This is a genomic window from Bartonella sp. CL436QHHD (genome assembly GCF_042195105.1).
Taxonomy (GTDB): Bacteria; Pseudomonadota; Alphaproteobacteria; order Rhizobiales; family Rhizobiaceae; genus Bartonella.
Genome location: NZ_JBHINR010000001.1, coordinates 97,080 through 122,503, shown reverse-complemented (window position 1 = coordinate 122,503; position 25,424 = coordinate 97,080). Strand labels below are relative to the sequence as shown.

Sequence of the window (25,424 nt, the reverse complement as noted above, 5' to 3'; positions counted from 1 at the left end):
TTTAAATTTCAGGGAAAAAGTTATGTATACAGGTCTGTTTGGGATAAGAGAGAAGCTCCCTATTAGAGACTTCCTTTTATTGAGCGATCCATGAAATGGATTGGCTCATTATGTTGAAAAGTGGGGTATTTAATGCGGTTAGATCATCCATTTTAATTAAAATCAACAAAATATGCTTTTTATGCAAAAACAGAAGCGAAAAAAATACTCATGCAACCAGTTGGAATTGAGGAAGGGAGAGATGCTGTAAATGTGTTAAAGAAATAACCGATAAGCTCAACTTATTTACTGAGATATGGTCATAACAAGACAATGTTTCTTTCTTTAGAAGTGTTTATTTACATGCTATCTCTGATTTTCACGGGTGGGGGAGTAATTTTGATTGATTAATATGAATAGGTTTGAAATGAAAGAAACTTACGGTGTTTCAGGATTTCATTCACTCTGTAAAACGATGAATTATCATTATAAAACAGTTTTTGTATAAACCATACAAATGGCAGGAGTTTTTTACGGGGATGTTTTCATGGTTGAGGTAACTGAATGATCAAGCATTGTACAATGGGAGAGGGTATGGTAAAAGAATGTTTTAGCAAAGTGTCTCTTTAAGTTAAGTCCATGGGTGAGCAAACGAGGCGGGATTTTCTGTTTTTGGTAACAGCTGTTGCAGGAGCAGTTGGAATGGGAGCGGTTGCGTGGCCTTTTATCCGTCAGTTGCGTCCAGATGAAGCTGTTTTGGCATCTTCCTCTGTTGAGGTTGATCTTTCTGGTATTGAAGAGGGGATGTCGGTAACGGTAAAGTGGCGAGGACAGCCTGTTGTTATTCGAAATCGTACGGCAAAAGAAATTGCTGATGCGCGCGCTACTGAATTGAGACTTCTAAAAGATCGTCAAGCGCGCAATCCTAATCTTGAAGGTGAAAAAGAAGCAACAGATTTTGCGCGTTCAGCAGGTAAAGGACGTGAAAATTGGCTGATTGTTATTAATCTTTGTACGCATCTAGGCTGTGTAACACTTGGGCAATCGGGTAAATTTGGAGGATGGTTGTGTCCCTGTCATGGGTCTGTTTATGATACCGCTGGAAGAGTGCGGTCAGGCCCCGCTAACTATAATTTGGCTATTCCACCTTACCAATTTCTTTCTGATACTTTGCTCAAAATAGGATAAGGTTATGACAAGGTTTCCTCCTTATTGTCCTAAAAATGCTCTTGCTCGTTGGTTTGATAAGCGTTTTCCTCTTCCTCGTTTTTTTTATAATACATTTGTGACTTTTCCTGTTCCGCGTAATCTTAATTACTTTTACACATTTGGCGGTATTTTGACCATTATGCTTTTATCACAGCTCTTGACTGGTATTGTCTTGGCTATGCATTATGTTCCAGATATTCATTTGGCTTTTGAAACTAGTGAACGATTTCGGCGTGAAGGGCAGTTTGGTTGGCTTTTTCGTCCATGGCATTGTGTAGGCTCTTCGTTTTTTTTTATTGCTGTTTATATCCATTTGGCACGTGGACTTTATTATGGTTCTTATAAAAACATGCGAGAAATGGTATGGGTTACAGGTATTTTTATTTATATCATCATGATGGCAATAGCATTTTTTGGTTATGTGCTTGTTTGGGGGATGATGTCTATTTCAGCGGCTTCAGTGATTGCAGGGCTTTTTAAAACGATACCTTTGGTGGGGACATGGTTGCATGAGACACTTCTGGGTGGTTATGGCGTAGGACAACCAACGTTGAATCGTTTTTATGTTTTCCATTATGTTTTATCATTTATTTTGCTTCTTTTTGTGGGGCTGCATATTTGGGCAATCCATTGTGTTGGGCAAGGTAATCCAACGGGTCTTGCTATACAATCAGATAAGGAAACAGTTCCATTTTCGCCTTATGCGCTTATCAAAGATATTTTTGCTATTACTGTTTTTCTGATCTTCTTTGCCTGGTTTTTGTTTTATATGCCCGATTATATGGGGCAGGCTGAAAATTATAGTGTGGCAGATCCTTTAAAGGTACCTCTTCGTGTGGTTCCAGAATGGTATTTTTTGCCTTTTTATGCGATGCTTCGTGCTATAACTTTTGATATTGGTATTTTCCCTTCAACTTTTGTGGGCTTTGTTTTATTCGTCAGTTCGATTTGCATTTTAATTTTTGTGCCATGGTTAGACCGTTCTAAAATATGTTCAGCAAGATATCGACCTGTTTATAAAATTTTCTTTTGGGCGTTGGTTATTGATGTCGTTTTTCTTGGTTGGTTGGGGTCAAGAGAAATAAGTGATAAAATTCTTTTATGGACACAATTGGCTACTGTTTATTATTTTATATTTTTTTTGGTTATTTTGCCGATTTTGCCAGCGTTTGAAAAAAATTGTTCTCTTCCTTCTTCAATTATGCAAGATTTAAAACAGAAAAAGAGACTATGGTAAATGTTTTTGTCGGACTGATTTTTATTGTTGCTATGAGCTTTTCTGCTCAGAGTTTAGCGAGTGATGACTCTGATCAGGAAGAGGGATTTATTTCTTTTCCTTTACAAGTTCCTAAAAAACAAGAATGGAGTTTTTCAGGTCCATTTGGGCTTTATGATAAGGCGCAATTGAGGCGCGGATTAAAGGTTTATAAACAAGTTTGTTCCAGCTGCCATGGGCTAAAATATGTGGCTTTTCGCAATTTAAAAGCTCTAGGGTATGATCAAGAACAGATTAAAGCTTTGGCGGGGCAATATGAAGTGCGCGATGGCCCTAATCGAGAAGGAAAATTTTTTAAACGTGCTGGGGTTGCAACGGATTATTTTCCTTCTCCCTTTTCACATGAAGAAGAAGAAAGATTTATTTTGAATAGTGCTTATCCTCCAGATTTGTCATTGATGGCACGTGCACGTGGGGTATCTTTGCCGTTTCCTGCTTTAATTACTGATGTATTAACTCATTATGATACAGCTGGTCCAGATTATATTACAGCTCTTTTAACAGGATATCAGAAGGCACCGAAGGAGATAAAAATTGCGAATGGTTATTGGTATAATCCTTATTTTATTGCCGGTAATTCTTTAACGATGGCTCCTCCTTTGAGTAATGGTATGGTTGCTTATGAAGATGGAACTCCAGAAATCATTGAACATTATGCGCGCGATGTTTCTGCTTTTTTGATGTGGGCTGCCGATCCTCATATGGAAATTCGTAAAAAAACCGGTTTTCGTGTTATTTTATTTTTAATCATTTTTGCAGGGCTTGTTTATATTTTTAAAAATCGTATTTGGTGTGGTTTAGAAAAAGAGTTAGAGAAAGAAATAAAAGACGAAATAAAGAGAAAAGGGTAAAGCGACAAGACTCGAAAGAGTATAGAGTATAAAGAGCATAAGGAACAAATCTTTTTATGATGCATTGAGGTTTTATAAAGTAAAAGCAAAGTAAAAATGGAGATGTTAAAATGAAAAAAATTGCATGTACTACTCTTATGTCAATTTTGATGGTTTCTAGTACTTATGCTCAGTCTTTTGAAGTGCCTTCAAAACCTGAAATGATCTCTTCGACGGGTATTGTACAGGTGGGGATAGATAAGTCTGTGCGTTATGTGACACCTTTAGCAACGGATTTTGTAGCTTCCAGTCTTATAGGCGCCAATGTATATAATATAGAAGATGAAAATATTGGTGAAGTAAAAGATATTATTTTACGTGAAAATAATATTGCAGGATTTGTTATTGCTGTTGGTGGTTTTCTTGGCATAGGCGAGAGTTATGTGGTCGTTTCTCCAGAAACAATCCAGATGACAAATGATTATGGTAAATGGAAACTCATTACAAATGCGACAAAAGATTCTTTAAAGGACGCTCCAACATTTAAATACGAAGGGCGTTGGACACGCTAATTTTATATTTTCATTCTTTAATGGATAAAACTGTTGCTATCATAATCATATGCTAGCAACAGTCTTTTTGTTCTAAAAACTCTTGAGAGCTTTTGCGACAAGATTCCAGGGAGCTATTACCAAAGTTTTCAAGATAAACTATTAAGACAGAGTGAAGATTTAAGTATTATGTTTAAATAACATGATATCGCCATCTTGCACAATGTATTCTTTTCCTTCATCGCGGGCTTTTCCTGCTTCTTTTGCACCGCTTTCTCCACCCAGAGCAATATAGTCATTGTAGCTGATGGTTTGGGCACGAATGAAACCGCGCTCAAAATCTGAGTGAATAACGCCAGCTGCTTGGGGAGCTTTTGTACCACGCGTAATTGTCCATGCTCGTGTTTCCTTAGGCCCACAGGTGAAGTAAGTAATGAGATCAAGTAAATGGTAACCAGCGCGAATGAGGCGATTGAGACTCGGTTCAAAGAGTCCTAAAGCATTGAGATATTCTGATGCTTCAGCATCACTCAGTTGTGTGATTTCCGCTTCGATAGAAGCAGAAATGATAATGCTTTGCGCATTTTGCTCTGTTGCCATTTTTTCAACTGTTTGGGTAAAGCTATTTCCATGAGCGGCGTCATTTTCGCTTACATTACAAACATAAAGTACAGGCTTGGAGGTTAAAAGATTCAAGCTTTTAAGAATGTGGTGTTCATCGGAAGAGATATCTTTGAGCAATAACCGGACAGGGTTTCCCTGTTGCAGTATGTTTAATGCTTTTTCCATAATAGGCAAAATTGTGAGAGCTTCTTTGTCTTTTCCGGTTGCTCGTTTACGAATTTGTATGATTCGTCTCTCAAGACTTTCAAGATCCGCAAGCATGAGTTCGGTTTCAACCGTTGTTGCATCACTAACAGGATCAATACGTCCCTCTACATGGGTAATATCTTCATTTTGAAAACAGCGTAAAACGTGGACAATGGCATCGACTTCGCGAATATTGGCTAAAAATTTGTTTCCTAAACCTTCGCCTTTTGAAGCTCCTCGCACAAGCCCCGCAATATCGACGAAGTTAATGCGTGTAGGAATCATTTCTTTTGAACCAGCGATTGATGCAATTTTTTCCATTCGTAAATCTGGAACAGCAACTTCACCGGTATTGGGTTCAATGGTACAGAAAGGATAATTGGCAGCCTGTGCAGTGGCTGTTTTTGTTAATGCATTAAAAAGAGTTGATTTCCCAACATTAGGTAATCCGACAATACCGCATTTAAAGCCCATGAGAGTCTTTCTTTTCGTTTGATTTTATAGTCAAGATAAAGCTTCTTTTTTATAGCATATTTTCATAAGAGTTATAGTCCTTGCCTTGCGATAAGTGAGAAAAAAGTATAAAGTAGCAGGTATCTGCTTTTTTTACCTTAGTTCTTCTTATCTTAATTCTCTCCTTAGTTTCAAGGATAAGAAAACTTCGAATTAATGTTAATATTGTGCTAAGTTTTTCATGGTATGCAAATCTGCATAAATAATTAATCGGAGAAAATAGAAGAGTGTTATCTCGTTGTGCCTTTTTAATTGCAGCACTTTTGGCTTTGGCTGGATGTGCTACACATCAGTCAGATATGTCATCGGTTTCTTTTCAACAAGTTCGATACATTCCACCAGAAATACAGGCTTTGTATGGTCCTGTAACGAATGAGACTTATTCGTTACCTGCTGTTGATCTTGCGACAATTGATCCAAAATATTGGCGACAAGAAGTGATTTATTATACATCTTATCCAGCTGGAACATTGGTTGTAGATACGCAAGAGTGTTTTCTTTACCTTATTGGTGAAAATGGAAAAGCTTTGCGTTATGGGATTGGGGTCGGTAAGGAAGGTTTAGCATTTGAAGGTGAGGGGGTTATACAGCGCAAGCGTCGGTGGCCAAATTGGGCTCCTACTGCAGCTATGATGGCTCGAGAACCAGAACGTTATGGACATCTTGGGAAAGGCATGCCACCAGGACCCGATAATCCATTAGGTGCGCGGGCACTTTATTTGTTCAAAAATGGGAAAGATACACTTTTCCGTATTCATGGTTCACACGAATCGTGGTCAATTGGGCGTGCTATTTCAAGTGGGTGCATTCGTTTGCTTAATCAAGATATTATCGATCTTTATGATCGTGTTCCCGTTGGTTCGCGTGTTGTGGTATTGCAAAACAATAGGAGTATTCCTACAGTTTATAGTCAACAATCAAATGGCTATGATCCGCTACAGTCGACCATTCAGCCAAATGAATTTTTTTAATTTTGGGGAGAAGATTGGAGAGAGCTGTTTAAGTATTTTGGTTTTCTGTTCAATCTTCTCTTTTTCTTAAAAGAGAAAATAAGCCTTTCTTTTTCAAAAGTGCATACAAGCTTGTATTCTGATTCTATTTTTTAGCTTCTCACGTTGCCAACAGATTTTTCCTTTGAGAAAGTTTATAAGAGGATTTTTTTTAAGAGTTCTTATCCATATTCTTCACGCGACTGGGACACTCAAGCCAATGGTTTTGATTGTTTTTTATCGTTTGTGAAACTTCATTCATAAAGAGGGATTTCTCATCTTTTATAAGGAGAGCAATATTTTTTGCAATTGCCTCTAAGAGAGGGGATAACCATTCTTGATCAGATTTGGTGAAATTTCCCAGAACATGCTGATGAACAAGTTCTTTGCTTCCAGGATGACCAATTCCTATGCGTATCCGACAATAGTCAGTACCACAATGGGCATCAATAGACTTAATGCCATTATGCCCATTATTTCCTCCACCAATTTTTATACGAACTTTTCCCGGTGACAGGTCTAACTCATCATAAATGATGATCAAATTCTTCAAATCTAATTTATAAAATCGCAAAGCTTCGCCAATAGCTTGACCAGAAAGATTCATGAAAGTTTGTGGTTTTATAAGAAAAATTTTCTCATTACTTATGAAACCATTGGAGATTTCTGCTTGAAACTTCTTTGACCATGGAGAAAAAGAGAAGGACTGATAAATGGCATCAACAGCCATAAAACCGATATTATGGCGGTTATTTTGATATTGTAAACCAGGATTGCCAAGACCAGCAATAAGCCACATGTGTATCTTCAGTCAAAGTATGAGTAAGGGTAATGTCTCATAAATTAAGGCGGAAAAAATTCCCGCCTTTTGAGTTTTATGAAGTTTCCGTGTTTTCTTCATCATTTTCTTGTTCAGAAGTTTCATCGCTGACATCCATGCCAGCAGGAGCTGCAATGGTTGCAATGGTAAAGTCTCGATCTTGGATGATGGGAGTCACATCTTTTGGCAGTTGCACTGCTGAAATGTGAATAGAATCACCAATAGAGTAGCTGGAGAGATCAATTTCAATAGCTTCAGGAATAGCACTTGCTGGAGCTGTACATTCAATTTCGTGCCGAACAATATTGAGGACACCACCCTTTTTAAGTCCAGGTGCCGTATCTTCATTGAGGAAGTGGACAGGAATATTCACTTCTACAACGGATTTTGCTGAAATGCGTAAAAAGTCTACATGGAGGGGAAAGTCACGCACGGGATCTAATTGATAATCTTTTGGCAAAACCATAATTTTTTGCTTGTCAAGAATAATCGTTGCAATGGTGGTACGAAAGCCACCGGCATGAATTTTGTAGAAAATTTCTTTATAGGGAACTGTTATTGCCAAGGGTGGTTGTTTTTCACCATAAATGACAGCAGGAATAAGACCGTTGCGGCGAAGTTCACGGGAGGACCCCTTACCAACCCGCTCGCGTTTTTCGGCCTTAAGAGTGTAGCTTTTACTCATAATTTAAGTCCTTTTTACATGATTGGAGATCCTTCAAAAACAGTAATAGTTTTTGCATGGATATGAAGATATGCGCTAACCAACAGCGATCACTCCATTCTACGTTGCCTCCAAGGGTGTCTACGCAGAAGTTTGTTCTATAGTTCAAACTATTCATAGATGCAAGAGTTGTGGGAAAAATCGATGATTTCTACCGTTAAAAAGGAGGAAATGTTACAAATTGCGGTGTGGATGGAGAATCAACCAATATGTGCTGGCACTGATATGTTCAAAATCAAACACTGGAGATGTTATGAAGGTTGAGATTGCCTTGGGTGAGATGTCAGAGAATCGTGCTTTGCATAAATCGATGCCAGCACTTCTTGACTTAGAAGAATTATTGGCGACACGTCTTCTTGTACAAGGTAATTCCGGTTCAGGGAAATCACATCTTTTACGCCGTCTTTTGGAGCAAAGTGCTAAGTGGGTGCAGCATTGTGTAATTGATCCAGAAGGCGATTTTGTAACTTTGGCAGATAAATTTGGTCATGTTATTGTAGAGGCTCAACGTAGTGAATTAGAGTTGACTCGTATTGCCCATCGCATTCGACAACATCGAGTTTCAGTGGTATTTAATCTTGAAGGCTTGGATACTGAACAACAGATGCGTGCTGTAGGGGCTTTCCTTGGGGCACTTTTTGATGTGGAACGTGATTATTGGTATCCTATGCTTGTCGTTGTCGATGAAGCGCAATTGTTTGCTCCAACTGCAGCAGGAGAAGTTTCTGATGAAGCGCGTAAAATTTCTTTGAGCGCTATGACCAATCTTATGTGTCGAGGACGTAAACGTGGTCTTGCTGGTGTTATTGCGACACAACGTTTGGCTAAGCTTGCCAAAAATGTTGCTGCTGAAGCTTCAAACTTTTTAATAGGGCGGACTTTTTTAGATATTGATATGGTGCGCGCTGCTGATCTTTTGGGAATGGAGCGTCGCCAAGCGGAAATGTTTAGAGATCTTGAACGGGGAAATTTTATAGCTTTAGGCCCTGCTTTATCACGACGTCCCTTACCAATCATTATCGGTTCTGTTGAAACTTTGGCACGCTCTTCTAGTCCTAAATTAATGCCACTTCCAACAGAGCGGGATGATGTGCAAGAGCTCGTTTTTACTGCTTCACCAGAGGAAATTTTAACGCCATTTAAACAAACACGAGAGCCGATGAGGGAAAAATCAATGCACGAGATGTTAGAGGAGGTAGTGCATAAAAAACAAGAGCTGTTGGAAGAAAACCTGAGTTTATTTCCTGAACTTTCTGATGTTGAGCGTGACGGCCAAGCAGAACATATTATTCGGGAAATTCTTGAGGATTCTGAGGCTTTTTATCGTTCAACAGCGGTGCTTTATCAAGATTTTTCAGTTCGTTGCCGTATCCATGGTATGTCAAAGGTTCCTTTTAATCTTTCACAATTTCGGCGTAAATTGGCTATTGCTCAGGCTTTTGTTGATGAACAAACGGCTGTCAGTGAACATTGGAAACATATTTTGCAGATATCAGAAAGTTTGGAAGAAGATGTTCAAGGAGTCTTCTTGAATGTGGCACAGGCCGCATTAGGGGGAAAGCCATGTCCATCTGATGCATTTTTAGCACGTCTTTATGGAACTCATTCTTTAAGCCGTGCACGCCGACTTTTAACCTACTTTGAAGAGCGTGGACTTATTGTTATTCATACGCATTTTAGTGGTCAACGTATTGTTGCATTTCCTGATCTTGGTGTTGAAACAGCACCGGGAGACCCCAAGGAACCACTTTAACCAAATAAGCTGGAAACCGATTGTTCTGCTGCTGTCCTTGCTATTGCTTCTCCAATAAGGTCGGCAATGGGCAAAACACGAATATTATGGGTTTTCTCAATAGCTTGTGTTGGCATAATTGAATCTGTAATAACCAATTCTTTCATCTCTGAATTGGCAATTCGTTCGATTGCATTACCAGAAAGAACACCGTGCGTGATATAAGCCGTGACACTATTGGCACCATGTTTAAGCAGAGCACTTGCTGCATTGCATAAAGTTCCACCTGAATCAACAATATCATCAAGCAGAAGGCAATCTTTTCCCGATACATCTCCAATGATATTCATAACTTCTGATTCACCGGGGCTTTCGCGACGTTTATCCACAATAGCGAGCAAACTGTTCAAGCGCTTGGCGAGCGCGCGCGCGCGAACCACACCACCCACATCAGGTGAAACAACGATAACATTTTCAAGAGAATAATGCACTTTGACATCGCGAGAAATGACAGGAACAGCATAGAGATTATCCGTAGGGATATCAAAAAAACCTTGAATTTGTCCTGCATGAAGGTCCAATGTTAAAACACGATGGGCCCCTGCTTCCGTAATTAGGTTGGCAACAAGTTTTGCAGAAATAGGAGTCCGCGGTCCTGGTTTTCTATCTTGGCGGGCATAGCCAAAATAGGGGATAACAGCTGTAATACGACGTGCAGAAGAACGACGAAGGGCATCAATCATGATGAGTAATTCCATCAAATGATCATTTGCGGGATAGGATGTAGATTGCAAAACAAAAACATCTTGGCCACGTACATTTTCATGCAGTTCTACGAAAATTTCTTGATCAGCAAAGCGCTTTACAGTTGCTTTGCCTAAGGGGATGTTCAAATAATTTGCAACATCTTCAGCTAGGCGTGGATTAGAATTTCCGCAGAAAAGTTTCATAGTAGAACCTCTGAATCATCATGGTGAGAATGCGACACGGTTTTTAATTTCTTTTTATTAAATTGCAAGAGAACAATTACAAAAGCCTTACAATTTTATCGATTATTATTAAAGAGCTATGCAGTATGTTTTCTCTTTTTCCAAAAGTTTGTTACTTTTAGAGCAAAGTTTTTTCTCCATGCGGCAAAGAAATACATATTGATTAATCTTTTTGGTTATTACTTTATAAAAATGCTTTCAATATGGGGAATGTTTCATATTTAAGATGAATGAAGGGGAGTGATAAAAAGAAGTATCATCTTGCCTTCAATTATTATAACCAAACATTGAAAATGATCACAGCGAAGGCTATCATATTTTATGTGCTGGTAGATAATTTTGTGAAAAAAGCAAAGTCCAATGGGATTTATTTTTACATTTGGGTAAAAAGTTTAGTTTTGCAGTTTTGGTATTGTTCTCAAGTATAAAAGGGGCTCATCTTTTGTTTTTCAGCATAATAGCAGAAATTTGCCGTCCGTAATCGGGTTCGTTGCGGTGTATTGCACGGCGATAGGAGAAAAAACGCTGTTCATCTTGATAGGTACAAAGCTCTACACAAGAAGCATTAACGCCTGCTTCTTTGAGTTGGTTTATAATAAATGCCCATAGATTAAAATAAAAGCGATTTATTTTGTCTGTTTTTAAAAAATATTTTTGGTATTTGCTGTGGTAATCAATAAATTGGTCGTAAAATTCATTTGTTACTTCGTAGTGATAAGGGCCAATACAAGGTCCAAGGACTGCTGTTATTGATTGTCTTTTGGCTCCTTGTGTTTCCATAACAGCAATTGTTTTCTCGATAATTCCATTTAAGCTTCCACGCCAGCCAGCATGAGTTGCAGCGATGACTCCAGCTTGTGGATCAGCAAACAGAATGGGTCCGCAATCTGCTGTAAGAACCCCAATAACGAGTTCTGGGGTGGTCGTAACCAGAGCATCAGCTTGAGGAGGTGCACCGATAGTTGCTTGATGAGCTACGACAACGTTACAGGAGTGTATTTGATTGACTGTGACTAAATTTTGCGCCTCAATAGAAAAATAATTGGCGATCAAAAGACGATTCTGTACAATATATTCAAGCTGATCATTTGAACCTTTCCCAACATTAAGACTATGATAAAGATTTTTTGAAACACCACCTTGACGTGTAAAAAATCCATGTTTTATCCCATGGGTGTGTAAAGTAGAAAGATTTTTTGCAAGAATGGGATGAGGGATAGATTTCATAAAAGTTCCTTATGGAGATTATTTGAAATGAGGATGGAGATGTTCATATTTGTCAATGAATATTTCAGATACTGATGTGCTTATTGACAAAAGCGCCGATCATCAAAATTGAGGAGGTATGGAGATGTTTTTATCACTGAAATGTAAAACTTTAAATAATTTTCCCATCTGATCTGGACCAGCGAGCCGTTCGATGTCTTGGCGGATTTTGTCTTGCAAAGGAGCACTTTTGCCAACTCCAAGCTGGTTTGCGCGCTCCAGTAGCCCCATTTTAAAAAGAAATTCTCCTTGCTCTAAGATTTCAGCAAAACAGCCCTGTTCAAGAGCTATGTTTTTTAAAAAAGAAAAATCAACATGGGATGTTAAATCATGTTCACCAGGGGCATCAAAAACATCACGAAATCTATGTTTTGAGAGTGCTTGCAAGGTATCGCCAAAGGCAAGCTCACAAGCACCATAGTCGATAAGTAAAGCAGAACCTGTCACTTGCACTAAATGGTGGCTGATTTGTTGCATGAATTGATGCCGTAAAGGGGCATGTTCAAAAATTGTTCCGTCAGGCACTTTAGAACAATAGGTTTGTAGACAAGAAGAGGGAAGTTTATGCGGGGCAGCAATAAAGATGAAATCTCCATTTTGATTGACTGTAATGCAGCGCTCTTTCCATTCTCCATTGACTTTAATATATTGGTTGATAGGGAGTGTATCGAGAAATTCATTAGCAATGAGGAAGAGAGGTTTTGAAGGAATTTGATTAAAATTTTCAATGCTATGGATTTGTTTTTGATAAGAGCAAAGGCGCTTTTTTTGTTCTTTTGCAAGTTTTTTGCTTATTTCGATCAAAAAAATTTCAGCAGCATTAAATGCTCTTGTAGAAAGCTTTTGGATGGTTCGCAAAATGTCATCCATCAAAATTCCACGTCCTGGACCTATCTCAGCGAGGATAAAAGGATGAGGACAACCTTGAGCTTTCCAGCTCGCAAGAGTCCAAATGCCAATCATCTCTCCAAATAATTGGCTTATTTCAGGTGCTGTAATGAAATCACCATCACTTCCAAAAGGTGTTTGTGTTTGATAATAACCAAACTGAGGATCTGTAAGTGCCAACGTCATATATTGGCTAACAGTGATTGGTCCATTAAGGACAATAATTTCTTTAATTTTTTCTTTTAGATTGGCCATTTTCTGTCGATTTATATTTAAAGGCGTGGAGAAGAAGATAACCCCCTAAAAGAAGCATGGGAAGAGATAAAGCCATGCCATAGGTAAAACCAGTAGAATGGAAAAGTGTCGAAAACCATTCTGGATCTTCTTGAGGCGCACGGTAAACTTCAGAAATGCTGCGTGCTACTGCGTAGCCTATAATAAATGTTCCTGATACAGCACCGGGACGCTTTAATGCTTTGAACCCAAAAATAAGAAGACACAAGATGATGAAGAGAAGAAATCCTTCCATAAATGCTTCGTAAAGCTGGCTTGGATGGCGCGGTAAATAGTAAGGATCGAGAGGAAAACAAACAGCCCAAGGATGTGTAGTGATATTGCCCCATAACTCTTGGTTGATGAAGTTGCAGATTCGTACAATGCCGATACCAATAGGAGCACCTGCAGCAATGATATCAAACATGGCTCGTATGTTAATATAATTTTTACGGGCAAACCAGATCATAGCAATGATAATACCAATAAGTCCGCCATGAAAGGACATTCCCCCATCCCATACGGCAATGATAGCACTTGGATGGTTAAAATAGTAAATGGGATCCCATACAAGAACTTGTCCTAAACGCCCTCCGATAACAACACTTATGGCAGACCAGACAACAAAATCTCCGATCTTTTCTTTATCCATAGGAGGGTGGTCTCTATACCATAGAGATGTTTTTTTTAATAATTTTTGCGCATACCACCAAGCAAAAAGAATACCCAGTACGTAACCAAGTCCATACCAATGAAGTGCTATGGGACCTAGCTGGATAATGACAGGATCAAGGAAAGACGGAAAAGCAATGGCTGGACAAGACAGATTGTTCATGAGTTAAGCATTTTACATTATACGAGATGAATATGAAGTGACTCTGATGGTCAGAAATGACAGATGAATGCACAATGGTCAAGTCAGTAGGGAGGCTAGTCAGAAAGGGAGATAGATTTCCACTGATTTATCGCGGTAAAAAATATGGTGATAAAGGAATATTAAAAAATCTTAAACAAAATCGTTATGAAAAGTCTACATAGTATGTAAAATATAGAGTAAAAGGAACAAATTACAGTATCTAAATGTTATGAGAATACGCTATAATGCGTGCGTCAATAATTAAAATTTAAGGAAAAATGTTATGCGTAATGGATCAAATCGTATTCTTGATGAACTAGCAAAATTAGCAACGGATGCTGCTGACGTTGCGCAAGGCATACGACGTGAAGCTGGAACAGCTTTTCGTGTGCAGGCTGAAAAGATAGCAAACAAGCTTGATCTTGTTTCTCGCGAAGAGTTTGAGACTTTTAAGGAGATGGTGCTGAAAATCCATGCTGATAATGCTGATTTGAAAAGGCGCCTTGATGATTTAAAGAAAGATGATTAAAAAAACGCAGACACAAAAAAGTAAAATAGTTTCTTAAAAAAAGAATCTTCAAAAAATATCCCCAATTTTTCAATGTGATGCGTGAAACTAAAAAATGCTTAATCTTGAGTCTGTTAGAGCGGAGCATTTGTTTATTTTTGATTTTTTTTTGGGTAAAATACATTTTTTTGAATCAGGGGGGCTGGCGCTATGAAATTGTATCAATACACTGAAAAGACTTGATGATTCGTTTTATGACTATCAGGTTGCCCTAAACAGCGCGATTGTGTTCTGGGTGTTTGTGTACTGTCGATGTTTTTATGTGTATTTGTTTGGTGTAAAGGTTCTGATTGTAGCAAAATATTGTTACAGTTTAGACGTTTTATATTCTGTTGACAATGTTTTAAGATGATTGAGGATTGTGATGAGGCTTGCATTTTGCGCCACAGAAAGAAAAGAGCACCCTGTTGACTTTATCGAACAGATTGCCTGTGAATATGATTGGTCGTTTGAGCGGGATGCACAAGATGAAATTAGCGTTTGTGTGGAAGGAAAACGCGCAAACTATCGTCTTGCTTTTTCATGGATGGAAGAGCATGAAGCACTTCATTTAGCTTGTTCGTTTGATCTCTCTACTAAAAATGCTCGAACAGCTGAAATACAGCGCTTATTGCTAGCAATTAATGAAAAGTTGTTGTTGGGACATTTTGATTACTGGCAAAGGAATAATTCAGTCATTTATCGACAAGGTCTTCTTTTGGCTGGTGGGATGCATCCATCTCATATACAGGTTGAAACATTGTTGATACATGCACTTAAAGCCTGTGAAAGCCATTATGTTGCATTTCAGATGGTTGCTTTGTCGGGAGAAAGTGCTTACAAGGCACTACAGTACACTTTGTTTGAAACTGTAGGGAATGCCTAAAATATACAGTCTGTTATTTTTACAGACGGTTTGCGGAAATATTGCTCATAGGGGGACATCAAGAATAGCGCGCACTCCCCCGAGTGGGCTCTCATCTAATTGTATATTGCCACCATGGCTGCGTGCTATGTCTTGAGCAATAGAAAGACCAAGTCCTGTTCCACTTGCATCTTGATTTCGCGCTTTATCAAGTCGAAAGAATGGCTTAAAAACTTCTGTGCGCATATCTTCATGAATTCCAGGTCCATTATCATCGATTATCAATATAAAAGATTCTTGTTGAGAGTTAGCGGTTAGTTTAACAGTCGTGCCGTAACAAAATGCATTTGTTACAAGATTGCTGACTAAGCGTGTGAAAGCACGGGGACGTACTTGTATTTCTGTAGGACCTTCAATGGTGTAAGAAAATTGACGTTTGTGAAGACGAGCATCGGTGGAGAATTTTTGCATAAGAGCATTTAAATCAAAAGTCTTGACACTTTCACTTCCTTCACCACGAGCAAAAGCAAGATAATCTTCTAACATATTTTGCATGTCACTTACATCTTGCTCAAGCGGTTTAATATCAAAGTCAGTATTTACTAATGCCAGCTGAAGTTTAAAGCGTGTAAGAATGGTTCTTAAATCATGACTTACTCCTGAGAGCATCATGGTACGTTGTTCAATTTGGCGTTCAATACGTTCACGCATGCGTAAAAAAGCGATGCCTGCACGACGGACTTCATCAGCTCCTTGTGGTTGAAATCCTTTTGGTAAAGGACGACCGCGTCCAAAGCTTTCTGCTGCTTCAGCCAATTGTTGAATCGGTTTGATTTGATTGCGCAAAAAGTAAATTGCTATCAGCAATAAAACAAGAGCTGTTCCTACCATCCAGCTTAAAAAAATAGCAGTATTGGAAGCATAGGCTTGGCTGCGTGGAGCAAAGACGCGTAAGATGTTGTGACCAAGGTGGATACGGATTTCAACAAGATCAGAATCTCCTACGGTATCGATCCAGAAGGGACGGTTAATTTGGCGGGTGATTTCTTCACTTAAAAAATAGTCAAGAATTGCAAAAAATGGCTTAGGTCCTGGAGGGGGTAAGGAGGTAGGAGATAGAATAGAAATATTTAATCCCATACGTTGTTGTGCAATACGCTTGATATCTTCATAGTTATCTTGTTGGGGATATGTTTCAAGAATATCAATAATGGCTGAAATATCATGCACGACAGCCGTTGAAAGACGCTCGGTTACCATTTGCCAATGGCGTTCCATAAAGACATAAGCAATGACCGTTTGCAGAAGCACCATGGGAGCGATAATAATGATTAAAGAGCGAGCATAAAGCCGTTTAGGCATTTTTTTCGTTAACCATCGAAGAAAAAATCTTAAAGGTTTGATCATTCTTGTGCCTATTCAATAGAGAGTTTATACCCTATTCCTCGCACGGTTTGGAGCCATATAGGCAGTGCTGGGTTTTTTTCGATCTTACGACGAAGGCGGTTGATCTGCACATCAATGGCACGTTCACTTATATTGCTGTCATCTGTCGCGAATTTATGGCGCGGAATTGTATCGCCTGCATTTTCGGCAAACATGACCATCATTTCTTGTTCTTTATCTGTTAATTTAATAATTTCTCCTCCTTTTTTGAGTTCGCGTCGTGAAATTGAAAATATATAAGGACCAAAAACGATTTGCTCAATTTTAGGTTGGCTAAGGGGAAAACCACGTCGTAAAATGGCGTTGATGCGAAGGAGAAGTTCACGAGGGTCAAACGGCTTAGACAGATAATCATCGGCCCCTGCTTCTAATCCACGGATACGATTGTCTATTTCTGATAAAGCTGTTAGCATCAAGATAGGAACATCTTTTGTTTGGCGGAGTGAATGAGTGAGATCAATACCGTTTTCGCTAGGCATCATGACATCAACAATAAGAAGATCAAAATCTAAACTTGCCAACAGTCGTCTTGCTTCATTCGCATTGGCTGAAACTGAAACACGAAATCCATTTTTAATGAGAAACTGAAATAAAAGATTGCGAATACGAGTATCGTCATCAATCACAAGAAGGTGAGGGGCATCGTCACACAAAACTTGAACGTGATTGGTCATTCTTAAAAAAACCTTGATAAAAATTTAGTTTACACAAAATGCAAGTTTACATAAGTTGTATAAAGCTGTCGAGCAGCACCTTTACCTTAAAGGAGAGAAAGTTTTATTTATAAATTTAAAAAAGTTACTTTTGAAAAGGATATTATGGGTAGTCTTAATATACATATTATTCCCGTTACGACATTCCAACAAAATTGCACTTTGCTTTTTGATAGTGAATGTAAAACGGGGGTTCTCGTTGATCCTGGTGGTGATTGGCCGCGGATTCAAGACGTAATCGAAAAGAAGGGTGTTATTGTTGAGGCTATTTGGGTAACACATGGTCATTTTGATCATGTAGGAGCAGCAATGCAAGCGAAAGAAGCGCTTAATGTAAAAATTATCGGTTCACATCGCGATGATAAGCCTGTGATGGATGCTGTGAGCGAAAGCGCAAAAAATTATGGCATCACTGATGCTTGCATCTGTATTCCTGACAAATGGTTAGAAGATGGTGAGTGTGTTCATTTTGCTGGACATGTGTTTAAGGTTTTTCACACCCCAGGACATTCCCCTGGTCATGTTATTTATTTCAATGAAAAAGAGCGCTTAGCTCTCTTGGGTGATGTGCTCTTTCGTGGTTCTATTGGACGTACGGACTTCCCCTTCTGTTCCTATGAAAAATTGATGCAATCTCTTCGAGAAAAAGTTTTACCCTTAGGCGATGATGTTTGTTTTATCTGTGGGCATGGTCCTAAAAGTAGCATAGGCTATGAGCGCCAAAATAATCCTTTTCTTCAAGATTTTAATATATGAGCAAACAAAAAAACGCTTTGAAGCGTTTTTTTGTGCCATTTAAGGCTTTTTAGTAGGGCGGAACAGAAGTTAATTTATTGGGGCATAACAAACGTGTTCCAAACCATTACGGTCTCGGAAAGTTCCTGTTTTAGGGTTGAAAGAACGGTATTTTTTCTTGCAATATTGAAGCCAATCAGACTCCCATGATTGTTGTACTGGCTCATATTCCACCGTTTGCGGAGTTTCATAAATTATCTGCTCTTGTGGAACCTGTTGATATACAATTTGATGCTGTGGTGCGGTTTGATAAACAACTTGTGGCTGTTCTGGTTTTTTTAAAATTTTGCTGAGAAGTGCACCTGCTGCAAGAGCAAGAATGCCCATTGCTAAAGCTTCTCCTGAGTTATTTATATTAATACTACTGTGTTTTGTCTTTTTGCGCTCGACATAATGATATGTCTTGTGTTCAACATGATGGTGTTGTTGTGCTCCCCATTTATGGCTAACATAATGACGCTTGTGGGGATTATCAAAAGAGCGATGTTCACTATGAGAAAAATGGGAGCTAAAATTGTGAGCTGGTAAACCAGCCTCCCTCCTCATATCATAGCTATGATACCATGCCATATCTGCAAGCGTTGGATTTAATGGCATCAAAACGGTTGCAGTAGACATTGCTGATAATACCGCTAATCTGAAGAGTTTTTTCATAATGATGCTCCTTGTGTAAATTCGTATTTTTCACATCCTACACGTTTCAAACTGAATAGAGCCTGAACAATTTTGGACTTTATTGTGACAAAAAAATAAAAATTCATTTAGTTAAAACATTGCCGGTACAGTAAAATAAAATCATGACAAAATTTTGATTTCAATTAATGTAATATTCTTAAGGTTAATTCAGCAGCTTGTATTGAGAGCAGCAGATTTTTTACTATTGGTTATAAATTCTTTATTGATGAGTACTTTTTTATTAATTGATACAATATGAATTAAACAATAGGTGTATGAATAAAAGTTATCGTTTTTTATTATAGGCTTATGGTGCTAAGATAAAATCTTATTTGTGTGATAGAATACAGTCCTGTTTGACTACTCTCTTGTGAGGTTAAATATTGAGTTCGATATCAGATTATAACTGTATAAGATAATATATTGCGGGAACTTTTTTTGATATATGGGAAACATTCTCTTTAATTTTTTTGTGCTCATTTAGGTTTTAGAAGTGTTTTTGGCATGTTTTGATAGTTTTAGGGATTTTTTTATAACGTGGTTTAACAAGAAAAATTGCTAAAGGGGGACATCAATAATAGCGCGTAAGCCCCCTAGAGGGCTATCATCCAATTGAATATTGCCTCCATGGCTACGTGCTATATCTTGAGCAATAGAAAGGCCGAGTCCTGCTCTACTCGCATCTTGATTTTGTGTTTTATCAAGTTTAAAGAATGGCTTAAAGACTTCTGTGCGCATATTTTTATGAATCCCAGGTCCATCATCATCAATAGTTATGATGAAAGATTCTTGTTGGGATATGGCTGTTAGTTTGACAGTATTAGCATGACAAAATGCTTTTGATACAAGATTGCTGATGAGACGCGTGAAGGCATGGGGGCGTACTTGTATTTGTGTAGGGCTTTCAATGGTGTAGGAAAATTGACGTTTGTGAAGATGCGCATCGGTAGAGAATTTTTGCATAAGAGCATTTAAATCAAAAGTTTTAATATACTCACTTCCTTCACTACGGGCAAAAGCAAGGTCATTTTCTAACATATTTTGCATGTCGCTCACATCTTGCTCAAGCGGCTTAATATCAAAGTCAGTATTTGCTAACGCTAGTTGAAGTTTAAAACGGGTGAGAATGGTTCTTAAATCATGGCTTACACCCGAAAGCATTATGGTGCGTTGTTCGATATAGTTAGAAGATGGTGAGTGTGTGTATTTTGCTAGACATGAGTTTAGGGTTTTGCATACACTAGGGCATTCCCTTGGTCATGTTATTTATTTCAATGAAAAAGAGCGCTTAGCCCTCTTGGGTGATGTTCTCTTTCGTGGTTCTATTGGACGTACGGACTTCCCCTTCTGTTCCTATGAAAAATTGATACAATCTCTTCGAGAAAAAGTTTTACCCTTAGGCGATGATGTTTGTTTTATTTGTGGGCATGGTCCTAAAAGTAGCATAGGCTATGAGCGCCAAAATAATCCTTTTCTTCAAGATTTTAATATATGAGCAAACAAAAAAACGCTTTGAAGCGTTTTTTTGTGCCATTTAAGACTTTTTAGTAGGGCGGAACAGAAGTTAATTTATTGGGGCATAACAAACGTGCTCCAAACCATTACGGTCTCGGAAAGTTCCTGTTTTAGGGTTGAAAGAACGGTATTTTTTCTTGCAATAGTTAAGCCAATCAGATTCCCATGATTGTTGTACTGGCTCATATTTCACCGTTTGCGGAGCTTCATAAATTATCTGTTCTTGTGGAACCTGTTGATATACAATTTGATGTTGTGGTACGGTTTTATAAACAACTTGTGGCTGTTCTGGTTTTTTTAAAACTGTACCAAGAATCGTACCTGTTGCAAGACCAAGAATACCCATTACTACAGCATCTCTTGAGTTGTCTATATGAACATTACGGTGTTTTGTTTTTTTGCGCTCGACGTAATGATACGTTTTGTTTTCAATATAATGATAATGGTGGTGGTGGTGATGATGGTGTTGTTGTTCCGTCTTACTATGTTTGGCTACAAACCTTTCATGTTCGGCTTTAAATCTTCTTTTGCCGTCTTCAAAACGCTTGTGGAAATCATCAACAAACTTTTGGAAATCATCAGAAAAAAAGCCACGTTTTCTATCAGAACAATGGGAGCGAGAAAAACCGCAAGGCGGGATATCAGCTTTCTTCCTTATTTCCCTTATCGCATCATCTGTTTCTTTACGCATCTTCCTCATCATATCATCTATTTCTCTCGAGATAGAGTCACTACGATTCCATGCCATATTCGCAAGCGTTGCATTTAGCGGCATCAAAACGGTCACAGTTGACATTGCTGATAATACCGCTAACCTGATCACTTTTTTCATAATGATGCTCCTTGTGTAAATTCGTATTTTTCACATCCTACACGTTTCAAACTGAATAGAGCCTGAACAATTTTGGACTTTATTGTGACAAAAAAATAAAAATTCATTTAGTTAAATCTACCACGGAGACAGTACAATAAAATCATAACAGAATTTTGATTTCAATTAATGTACTCTGCTTGAGGTTAATTAATAAATTTGTATTGAGAGTACCAGATTTTTTACTATGGGATATAAAATCTTTATTTATTGGTACTTTTTTATTGTTTGGTACAATATGAATTGAACAATAGGTGTATGAATACAAAGTTATCATTTTTTATCATAGTCTTATGGTTCTATGAGAAAGTCTTATTTTACTTTATTTGTGTTATAGAACAGTGACCTATTTGAATATTTTTTTGTAAGGATCGATAATATTGAGTTAAATATCAGAGTATAACTGTATAAAATAATATATTTTGGAATTTTTTGTAAAATGTTCTTTCTTATGTTGTTTTAGACAAATTGGAGCACCCTTGATGTTGGAGGTTGTCTATTTTTCGGACAATGCTGTTTGCTTTTGAACCTTAGTCTTTTTTAGAAGAGCTGAAGATTATTTTATGCGGTTTGAAATTTCTTACTCCTTCATTGATTGCGTTTTTTTCGTTTTATTGTTGCTTGATTAGGGGTGTTTTTACGAGATTTTCCTTTTTGATTTTCCAAAATACCAGTGTCCATGGTTGGTCCCATGTGTGCAAGGTCTGGTTTGGAGAAAAGACTTTGTTGTAACACGGGCTCATGGGTGGATTGTTCGCTATGATGTGTTAAGGGATTTTCTGCGAGTTCTAGTTCTATCTTTTGTAATTGTTTGATTTCATCGCGAAGTCGCGCTGCTTCTTCAAAATTAAGATCAGCAGCTGCTTCATGCATTAATTTTTCAAGGTGTTTAATATGAGATGCTAAATTGTTGCCAACTATATTTTTTTTCTCGATAACATCAGGGATATTTGTACGAACATGGTTGTTTTCATCGCCTAAATTGAGAATATCTCCGATATTTTTTTTGATACTTTTCGGTGTGATATGGTGTTCTTCATTATAGGCTATTTGTTTTTGTCGACGTCTTTGTGTCTCCTGTAAGGCTCGTTCTATGGAACCAGTGATCGTATCTGCATAGAGGATAACACGGCCATCTACGTTACGTGCAGCACGTCCGATTGTTTGTATGAGGGAAGTTTCAGAGCGCAAAAAGCCCTCTTTATCGGCATCTAGAATGGCAACAAAACCACATTCTGGAATATCTAAGCCTTCTCGGAGCAAGTTGATACCGATGAGGACATCAAAGGTGCCAAGCCGAAGATCGCGTAGAATTTCAATGCGTTCTAATGTATCAATGTCAGAATGCATGTAGCGTACACGAATGTCTTGTTCGTGGAGATATTCAGTTAAGTCCTCAGCCATACGCTTTGTGAGAACTGTCACCAATGTACGGTAGCCTTTTTGAATTGTTTTACGAATTTCATTCACAACATCATCGACTTGATTTTTGGCTGGACGAACCTCTGTTGGTGGGTCAACAAGCCCTGTTGGGCGAATAACTTGTTCCGCAAAAGTGCCGTGAGATTGTTCTATTTCCCAGCGTCCAGGTGTTGCGGAGACAGCAATCGTTTGTGGGCGCATAGCATCCCATTCTTCAAAGCGCAAAGGACGGTTATCCATACAAGAAGGGAGGCGAAAACCATATTCTGCTAGTGTTGCTTTTCTACGAAAGTCACCTCGGTACATGCCCCCAATTTGGGGAATGGTTACGTGGCTTTCATCGATAAAAACAAGAGCATTATTTGGAATGTATTCGAACAAGGTTGGTGGTGGTTCTCCGGGTTTTCGTCCTGTTAAATAACGTGAATAATTTTCTATTCCGGCGCATGAGCCGGTGGTTTCTAACATTTCTAAATCAAAAATTGTACGTTGTTCTAAACGTTGTGCTTCTAAAAGACGTCCAGCTGCGTTCAACTCATCGAGGCGTTGAACGAGTTCCATTTTGATGGCTTTCATTGCTTGATTGAGTGTTGGTCGCGGTATTACATAGTGTGAATTGGCATAAATTTTAATCGATTGAAGATCGCCTGTTTTTTGTCCGGTGAGAGGATCGAATTCCGTAATTGTTTCCACTTCATCGCCAAAGAGCGAAATACGCCAAGCACGATCTTCGAGGTGGGCAGGGAAAATTTCGATTGTATCCCCTCGTACACGAAAGGAACCACGAATGAAATTGATATCTTGTCGATAATACTGTTGAGAGACTAAATCAGCCAAGAGTGTTCGTTGATTGAGTTTATCACCTTTTTCTATTTTGAAGGTCATAGCAGTATAGGTTTCTACGGAACCAATCCCGTAGATACAGGAGACAGAGGCGACGATAATAACGTCATCACGCTCTAAGACGGCGCGTGTTGCAGCATGACGCATCCGGTCGATTTGTTCATTAATTGAGGATTCTTTTTCAATATAGGTATCAGAGCGTGCAACGTAGGCTTCTGGTTGATAATAGTCATAATAAGAAACAAAATATTCGACAGCATTATGGGGAAAAAAACTTTTAAATTCCCCATAAAGCTGCGCTGCTAGAGTTTTATTTGGTGCTAAGATTAAAGCTGGACGCTGTGTTTTTTCAATGATATTGGCCATTGTATAGGTTTTTCCTGAGCCGGTAACACCCAAAAGCACTTGTGTACGTTCATCTTTTTGAATTCCCTCAACCAGAGTTTTTATGGCTTGAGGTTGATCTCCCGCGGGTTTAAAAGATGTTTCGAGTTGAAATGGAATACCACCTTCAGACTTTTCAGGACGAACAGGGCGGTGAGGTGTCCATAACGCGCCATTCTTAAAAAGAGGATTACCTGAAGCAATGAGAGCAGAAAGAGCTTCTACTGTTGCAGTAACACCATTTTTCATTGTTGTATCCTTTGATAGAAAAGTGTTGGTGATTTTAAAGAAAATACTAATTTTACAAATTTATTACGACAACAGCAAAACGTTATTGAACAAATTTATTTTGGTTTATTGGAGCCTTGATTAGGATATTGATCAAGTTTTTTCTATGAGACAAATTCTTCGAAGTCTTTCTTTAGAGGGGCATATTTGTGGTTGTTCGTGGACACTATTGCATTTTTGCCATGATGATATTCAAGAGGGCATAAGTTATTATGGCTGTTATGGAGAATAATCGGTATGTTTGGGCACTAAAGACATTGTATATGTGTGATAAAGATCGTTTCCATCTTTAAATGAAAGATAACGAGATGACACCCAACCTATTTGAGTGTTATATCGGATATGGCACCAATTTCCTTCACAGTTTTTAACAAAAACCAATTCTCCAGCAGAGATTAAGCCGCAAAGCGCATACTGAGTGCTGGGACCTGTTCTAAAATTAAGATTTCTCGTAACAAAAGCATCTGCTGCCTCTGATATTGTTGTGGCTAAAAAGAAAGAGCCAAACATAAAAAAAATGACGATTTTTTTCATTTTTCTGTAAAGAATTTCTTTAGAGATTTTCTATCCTTCTCTCTTCATATCCCATATGATTTCTTTTACTAGATTATGATAAAACAGAAAAAAATACAATTCTTTCTTCTTTAGGACACTTTTAAAGAGAAGAGTGAAGTTTAACGTTTTAAACACCAAAATGAGATGTTTTAATCACTATTTGTGCATGTTTTGTTTCCTTTATTTATTTTTGTATGGAAAACAGCGATACTGTACTATATAATAAAAAAGATCGTAGTTTTCGGATTCCAAAAGTAATTTTGGAAGCCGTTTTTTGTATTTTTATTAAACCTTCCGTGTAATAGAAAGGGACGGATTATGGAAAAAGTTCCGATGACTACAGCTGGTTTTGAGAGTCTTAAAGAAGAGTTGCGTTGGCGTCAACAACAGGAGCGTCCGCGAATTATTGAAGCAATTTCTGAAGCGCGTGCGCATGGTGATTTATCCGAAAATGCTGAGTATCACGCAGCTAAAGAAGCGCAAAGTCATAATGAGGGGCGTATAAATGAGCTTGAAGATTATATCGCGCGAGCAGAAGTTATAGATGTCTCGCGTCTTTCAGGTGACAAAATAAAATTTGGCGCAACCATTAAACTCTTGGATGAGGACACTGAAGAAAAAAAAGTGTATCAGATCGTAGGAGATCAAGAAGCTGATGTAAAGGTTGGTAAAATCTCTATTTCTTCGCCTATCGCACGTGCACTTATTGGCAAGCAAGAAGGTGATGTGATTGAGGTGAATGCACCAGGTGGTGCGCATAATTATGAGATCATTAAGGTTCAGTACATCTAAATAACATA

General features: G+C 38.3%; 23 protein-coding genes and 2 pseudogenes. 11 read left to right on the top strand and 14 right to left on the bottom strand.

What is annotated here, in order from left to right; genetic code table 11:
• Positions 1-618: 618 nt before the first annotated feature.
• The 4 genes from petA to ACFIKN_RS00500 all read left to right on the top strand — a co-directional run bounded on the left by petA (position 619) and on the right by ACFIKN_RS00500 (position 3,866).
• Positions 619-1,167: a ubiquinol-cytochrome c reductase iron-sulfur subunit gene (gene petA / locus ACFIKN_RS00515; protein ID WP_273791241.1), complete on the top strand. Its 549-nt coding sequence runs from the start codon at positions 619-621 to the stop codon at positions 1,165-1,167.
• A gap of 4 nt (positions 1,168-1,171) precedes the next feature.
• Positions 1,172-2,425: a cytochrome bc complex cytochrome b subunit gene (locus ACFIKN_RS00510; RefSeq protein ID WP_375657742.1), complete on the top strand. Its 1,254-nt coding sequence runs from the start codon at positions 1,172-1,174 to the stop codon at positions 2,423-2,425.
• Complete coding sequence (locus ACFIKN_RS00505) at positions 2,419-3,315, top strand: cytochrome c1 (RefSeq protein WP_375657741.1); 897 nt, start codon at positions 2,419-2,421, stop codon at positions 3,313-3,315. The genes ACFIKN_RS00510 and ACFIKN_RS00505 overlap by 7 nt, the downstream gene beginning before the upstream one ends.
• 110 nt (positions 3,316-3,425) lie before the next feature.
• Positions 3,426-3,866, top strand: a complete 441-nt coding sequence (locus ACFIKN_RS00500; protein ID WP_273791238.1) for a PRC-barrel domain-containing protein — start codon at positions 3,426-3,428, stop codon at positions 3,864-3,866.
• A 159-nt stretch (positions 3,867-4,025) separates the two neighbouring features.
• Here the strand turns inward: ACFIKN_RS00500 and ychF are convergent, their stop codons facing one another.
• A complete protein-coding gene (gene ychF / locus ACFIKN_RS00495; RefSeq protein ID WP_375630839.1) occupies positions 4,026-5,129 on the bottom strand; it encodes a redox-regulated ATPase YchF in 1,104 nt (367 codons plus the stop codon).
• A 266-nt stretch (positions 5,130-5,395) separates the two neighbouring features.
• Here ychF and ACFIKN_RS00490 point away from each other — a divergent pair, with 266 nt between their 5' ends.
• Complete coding sequence (locus ACFIKN_RS00490; protein ID WP_273791236.1) at positions 5,396-6,139, top strand: L,D-transpeptidase; 744 nt, start codon at positions 5,396-5,398, stop codon at positions 6,137-6,139.
• 190 nt (positions 6,140-6,329) lie between these two features.
• Here ACFIKN_RS00490 and pth read toward each other — a convergent pair whose 3' ends face one another.
• Positions 6,330-6,956, bottom strand: coding sequence for an aminoacyl-tRNA hydrolase (pth, locus tag ACFIKN_RS00485; protein WP_375630837.1), 627 nt, complete (start codon positions 6,954-6,956; stop codon positions 6,330-6,332).
• Between the two features lie 76 nt (positions 6,957-7,032).
• The gene (locus ACFIKN_RS00480) at positions 7,033-7,662 is read right to left on the bottom strand and encodes a 50S ribosomal protein L25/general stress protein Ctc (protein WP_273791234.1); all 630 of its coding nucleotides are present in this window, start codon (positions 7,660-7,662) and stop codon (positions 7,033-7,035) included.
• Positions 7,663-7,954: 292 nt separating this feature from the next.
• On the opposite strand from ACFIKN_RS00480, the gene ACFIKN_RS00475 reads away from it, so the two are divergent.
• Positions 7,955-9,454 carry an ATP-binding protein gene (locus ACFIKN_RS00475; protein ID WP_273791233.1) on the top strand — a complete coding sequence of 500 codons (1,500 nt, stop codon included), beginning with the start codon at positions 7,955-7,957 and terminating at the stop codon, positions 9,452-9,454.
• On the opposite strand, the gene ACFIKN_RS00470 is transcribed toward ACFIKN_RS00475, so the two are convergent.
• The 4 genes from ACFIKN_RS00470 to lgt all read right to left on the bottom strand — a co-directional run bounded on the left by ACFIKN_RS00470 (position 9,451) and on the right by lgt (position 13,684).
• Positions 9,451-10,383, bottom strand: a complete 933-nt coding sequence (locus ACFIKN_RS00470; RefSeq protein ID WP_273791232.1) for a ribose-phosphate pyrophosphokinase — start codon at positions 10,381-10,383, stop codon at positions 9,451-9,453. The two genes, ACFIKN_RS00475 and ACFIKN_RS00470, sit on opposite strands and share 4 nt — an antisense overlap.
• A gap of 474 nt (positions 10,384-10,857) precedes the next feature.
• Positions 10,858-11,649, bottom strand: a complete 792-nt coding sequence (gene pgeF, locus ACFIKN_RS00465) for a peptidoglycan editing factor PgeF (protein ID WP_375620697.1) — start codon at positions 11,647-11,649, stop codon at positions 10,858-10,860.
• A gap of 102 nt (positions 11,650-11,751) precedes the next feature.
• Entirely contained in the window at positions 11,752-12,831 is a 1,080-nt protein-coding gene (locus ACFIKN_RS00460; RefSeq protein WP_375657740.1) for a class I SAM-dependent methyltransferase, read from the bottom strand.
• Positions 12,806-13,684: a prolipoprotein diacylglyceryl transferase gene (gene lgt / locus ACFIKN_RS00455; RefSeq protein ID WP_273791229.1), complete on the bottom strand. Its 879-nt coding sequence runs from the start codon at positions 13,682-13,684 to the stop codon at positions 12,806-12,808. Before lgt ends, ACFIKN_RS00460 begins: the two co-directional genes overlap by 26 nt.
• Positions 13,685-13,988: 304 nt before the next feature.
• Here lgt and ACFIKN_RS00450 point away from each other — a divergent pair, with 304 nt between their 5' ends.
• Complete coding sequence (locus ACFIKN_RS00450; RefSeq protein WP_273791228.1) at positions 13,989-14,234, top strand: accessory factor UbiK family protein; 246 nt, start codon at positions 13,989-13,991, stop codon at positions 14,232-14,234.
• Between the two features lie 403 nt (positions 14,235-14,637).
• The gene (locus ACFIKN_RS00445; protein WP_375629408.1) at positions 14,638-15,138 is read left to right on the top strand and encodes a YbjN domain-containing protein; all 501 of its coding nucleotides are present in this window, start codon (positions 14,638-14,640) and stop codon (positions 15,136-15,138) included.
• A gap of 45 nt (positions 15,139-15,183) precedes the next feature.
• Here ACFIKN_RS00445 and ACFIKN_RS00440 read toward each other — a convergent pair whose 3' ends face one another.
• Both ACFIKN_RS00440 and ACFIKN_RS00435 read right to left on the bottom strand, forming a co-directional pair.
• Positions 15,184-16,524, bottom strand: coding sequence for an ATP-binding protein (locus ACFIKN_RS00440; protein WP_273791227.1), 1,341 nt, complete (start codon positions 16,522-16,524; stop codon positions 15,184-15,186).
• A gap of 8 nt (positions 16,525-16,532) precedes the next feature.
• Positions 16,533-17,237: a response regulator gene (locus ACFIKN_RS00435; RefSeq protein WP_273791226.1), complete on the bottom strand. Its 705-nt coding sequence runs from the start codon at positions 17,235-17,237 to the stop codon at positions 16,533-16,535.
• 144 nt (positions 17,238-17,381) lie between these two features.
• Here ACFIKN_RS00435 and ACFIKN_RS00430 point away from each other — a divergent pair, with 144 nt between their 5' ends.
• On the top strand, positions 17,382-18,032 hold the full coding sequence (locus ACFIKN_RS00430) for an MBL fold metallo-hydrolase (protein WP_375643120.1): 651 nt from the start codon (positions 17,382-17,384) through the stop codon (positions 18,030-18,032).
• Between the two features lie 69 nt (positions 18,033-18,101).
• On the opposite strand, the gene ACFIKN_RS00425 is transcribed toward ACFIKN_RS00430, so the two are convergent.
• Both ACFIKN_RS00425 and ACFIKN_RS00420 read right to left on the bottom strand, forming a co-directional pair.
• Positions 18,102-18,725: a BA14K family protein gene (locus ACFIKN_RS00425; protein ID WP_375657739.1), complete on the bottom strand. Its 624-nt coding sequence runs from the start codon at positions 18,723-18,725 to the stop codon at positions 18,102-18,104.
• Between the two features lie 579 nt (positions 18,726-19,304).
• Positions 19,305-19,925: pseudogene (locus ACFIKN_RS00420) on the bottom strand (sensor histidine kinase); the annotation flags it as partial.
• A gap of 4 nt (positions 19,926-19,929) precedes the next feature.
• On the opposite strand from ACFIKN_RS00420, the pseudogene ACFIKN_RS00415 reads away from it, so the two are divergent.
• Positions 19,930-20,241, top strand: a pseudogene (locus tag ACFIKN_RS00415) (MBL fold metallo-hydrolase); the annotation flags it as partial.
• A 69-nt stretch (positions 20,242-20,310) separates the two neighbouring features.
• On the opposite strand, the gene ACFIKN_RS00410 reads toward ACFIKN_RS00415, so the two are convergent.
• From ACFIKN_RS00410 to ACFIKN_RS00400, 3 genes are all read right to left on the bottom strand, one after another.
• On the bottom strand, positions 20,311-21,093 hold the full coding sequence (locus tag ACFIKN_RS00410; protein WP_375657738.1) for a BA14K family protein: 783 nt from the start codon (positions 21,091-21,093) through the stop codon (positions 20,311-20,313).
• 627 nt (positions 21,094-21,720) lie between these two features.
• On the bottom strand, positions 21,721-24,030 hold the full coding sequence (gene uvrB / locus ACFIKN_RS00405; RefSeq protein WP_375657737.1) for an excinuclease ABC subunit UvrB: 2,310 nt from the start codon (positions 24,028-24,030) through the stop codon (positions 21,721-21,723).
• Positions 24,031-24,288: 258 nt separating this feature from the next.
• Positions 24,289-24,603 carry an SH3 domain-containing protein gene (locus ACFIKN_RS00400; RefSeq protein WP_375630822.1) on the bottom strand — a complete coding sequence of 105 codons (315 nt, stop codon included), beginning with the start codon at positions 24,601-24,603 and terminating at the stop codon, positions 24,289-24,291.
• A gap of 339 nt (positions 24,604-24,942) precedes the next feature.
• Between ACFIKN_RS00400 and greA the strand changes: the two genes are divergently transcribed.
• Complete coding sequence (greA, locus tag ACFIKN_RS00395) at positions 24,943-25,416, top strand: transcription elongation factor GreA (RefSeq protein ID WP_007347010.1); 474 nt, start codon at positions 24,943-24,945, stop codon at positions 25,414-25,416.
• Positions 25,417-25,424: the final 8 nt, after the last annotated feature.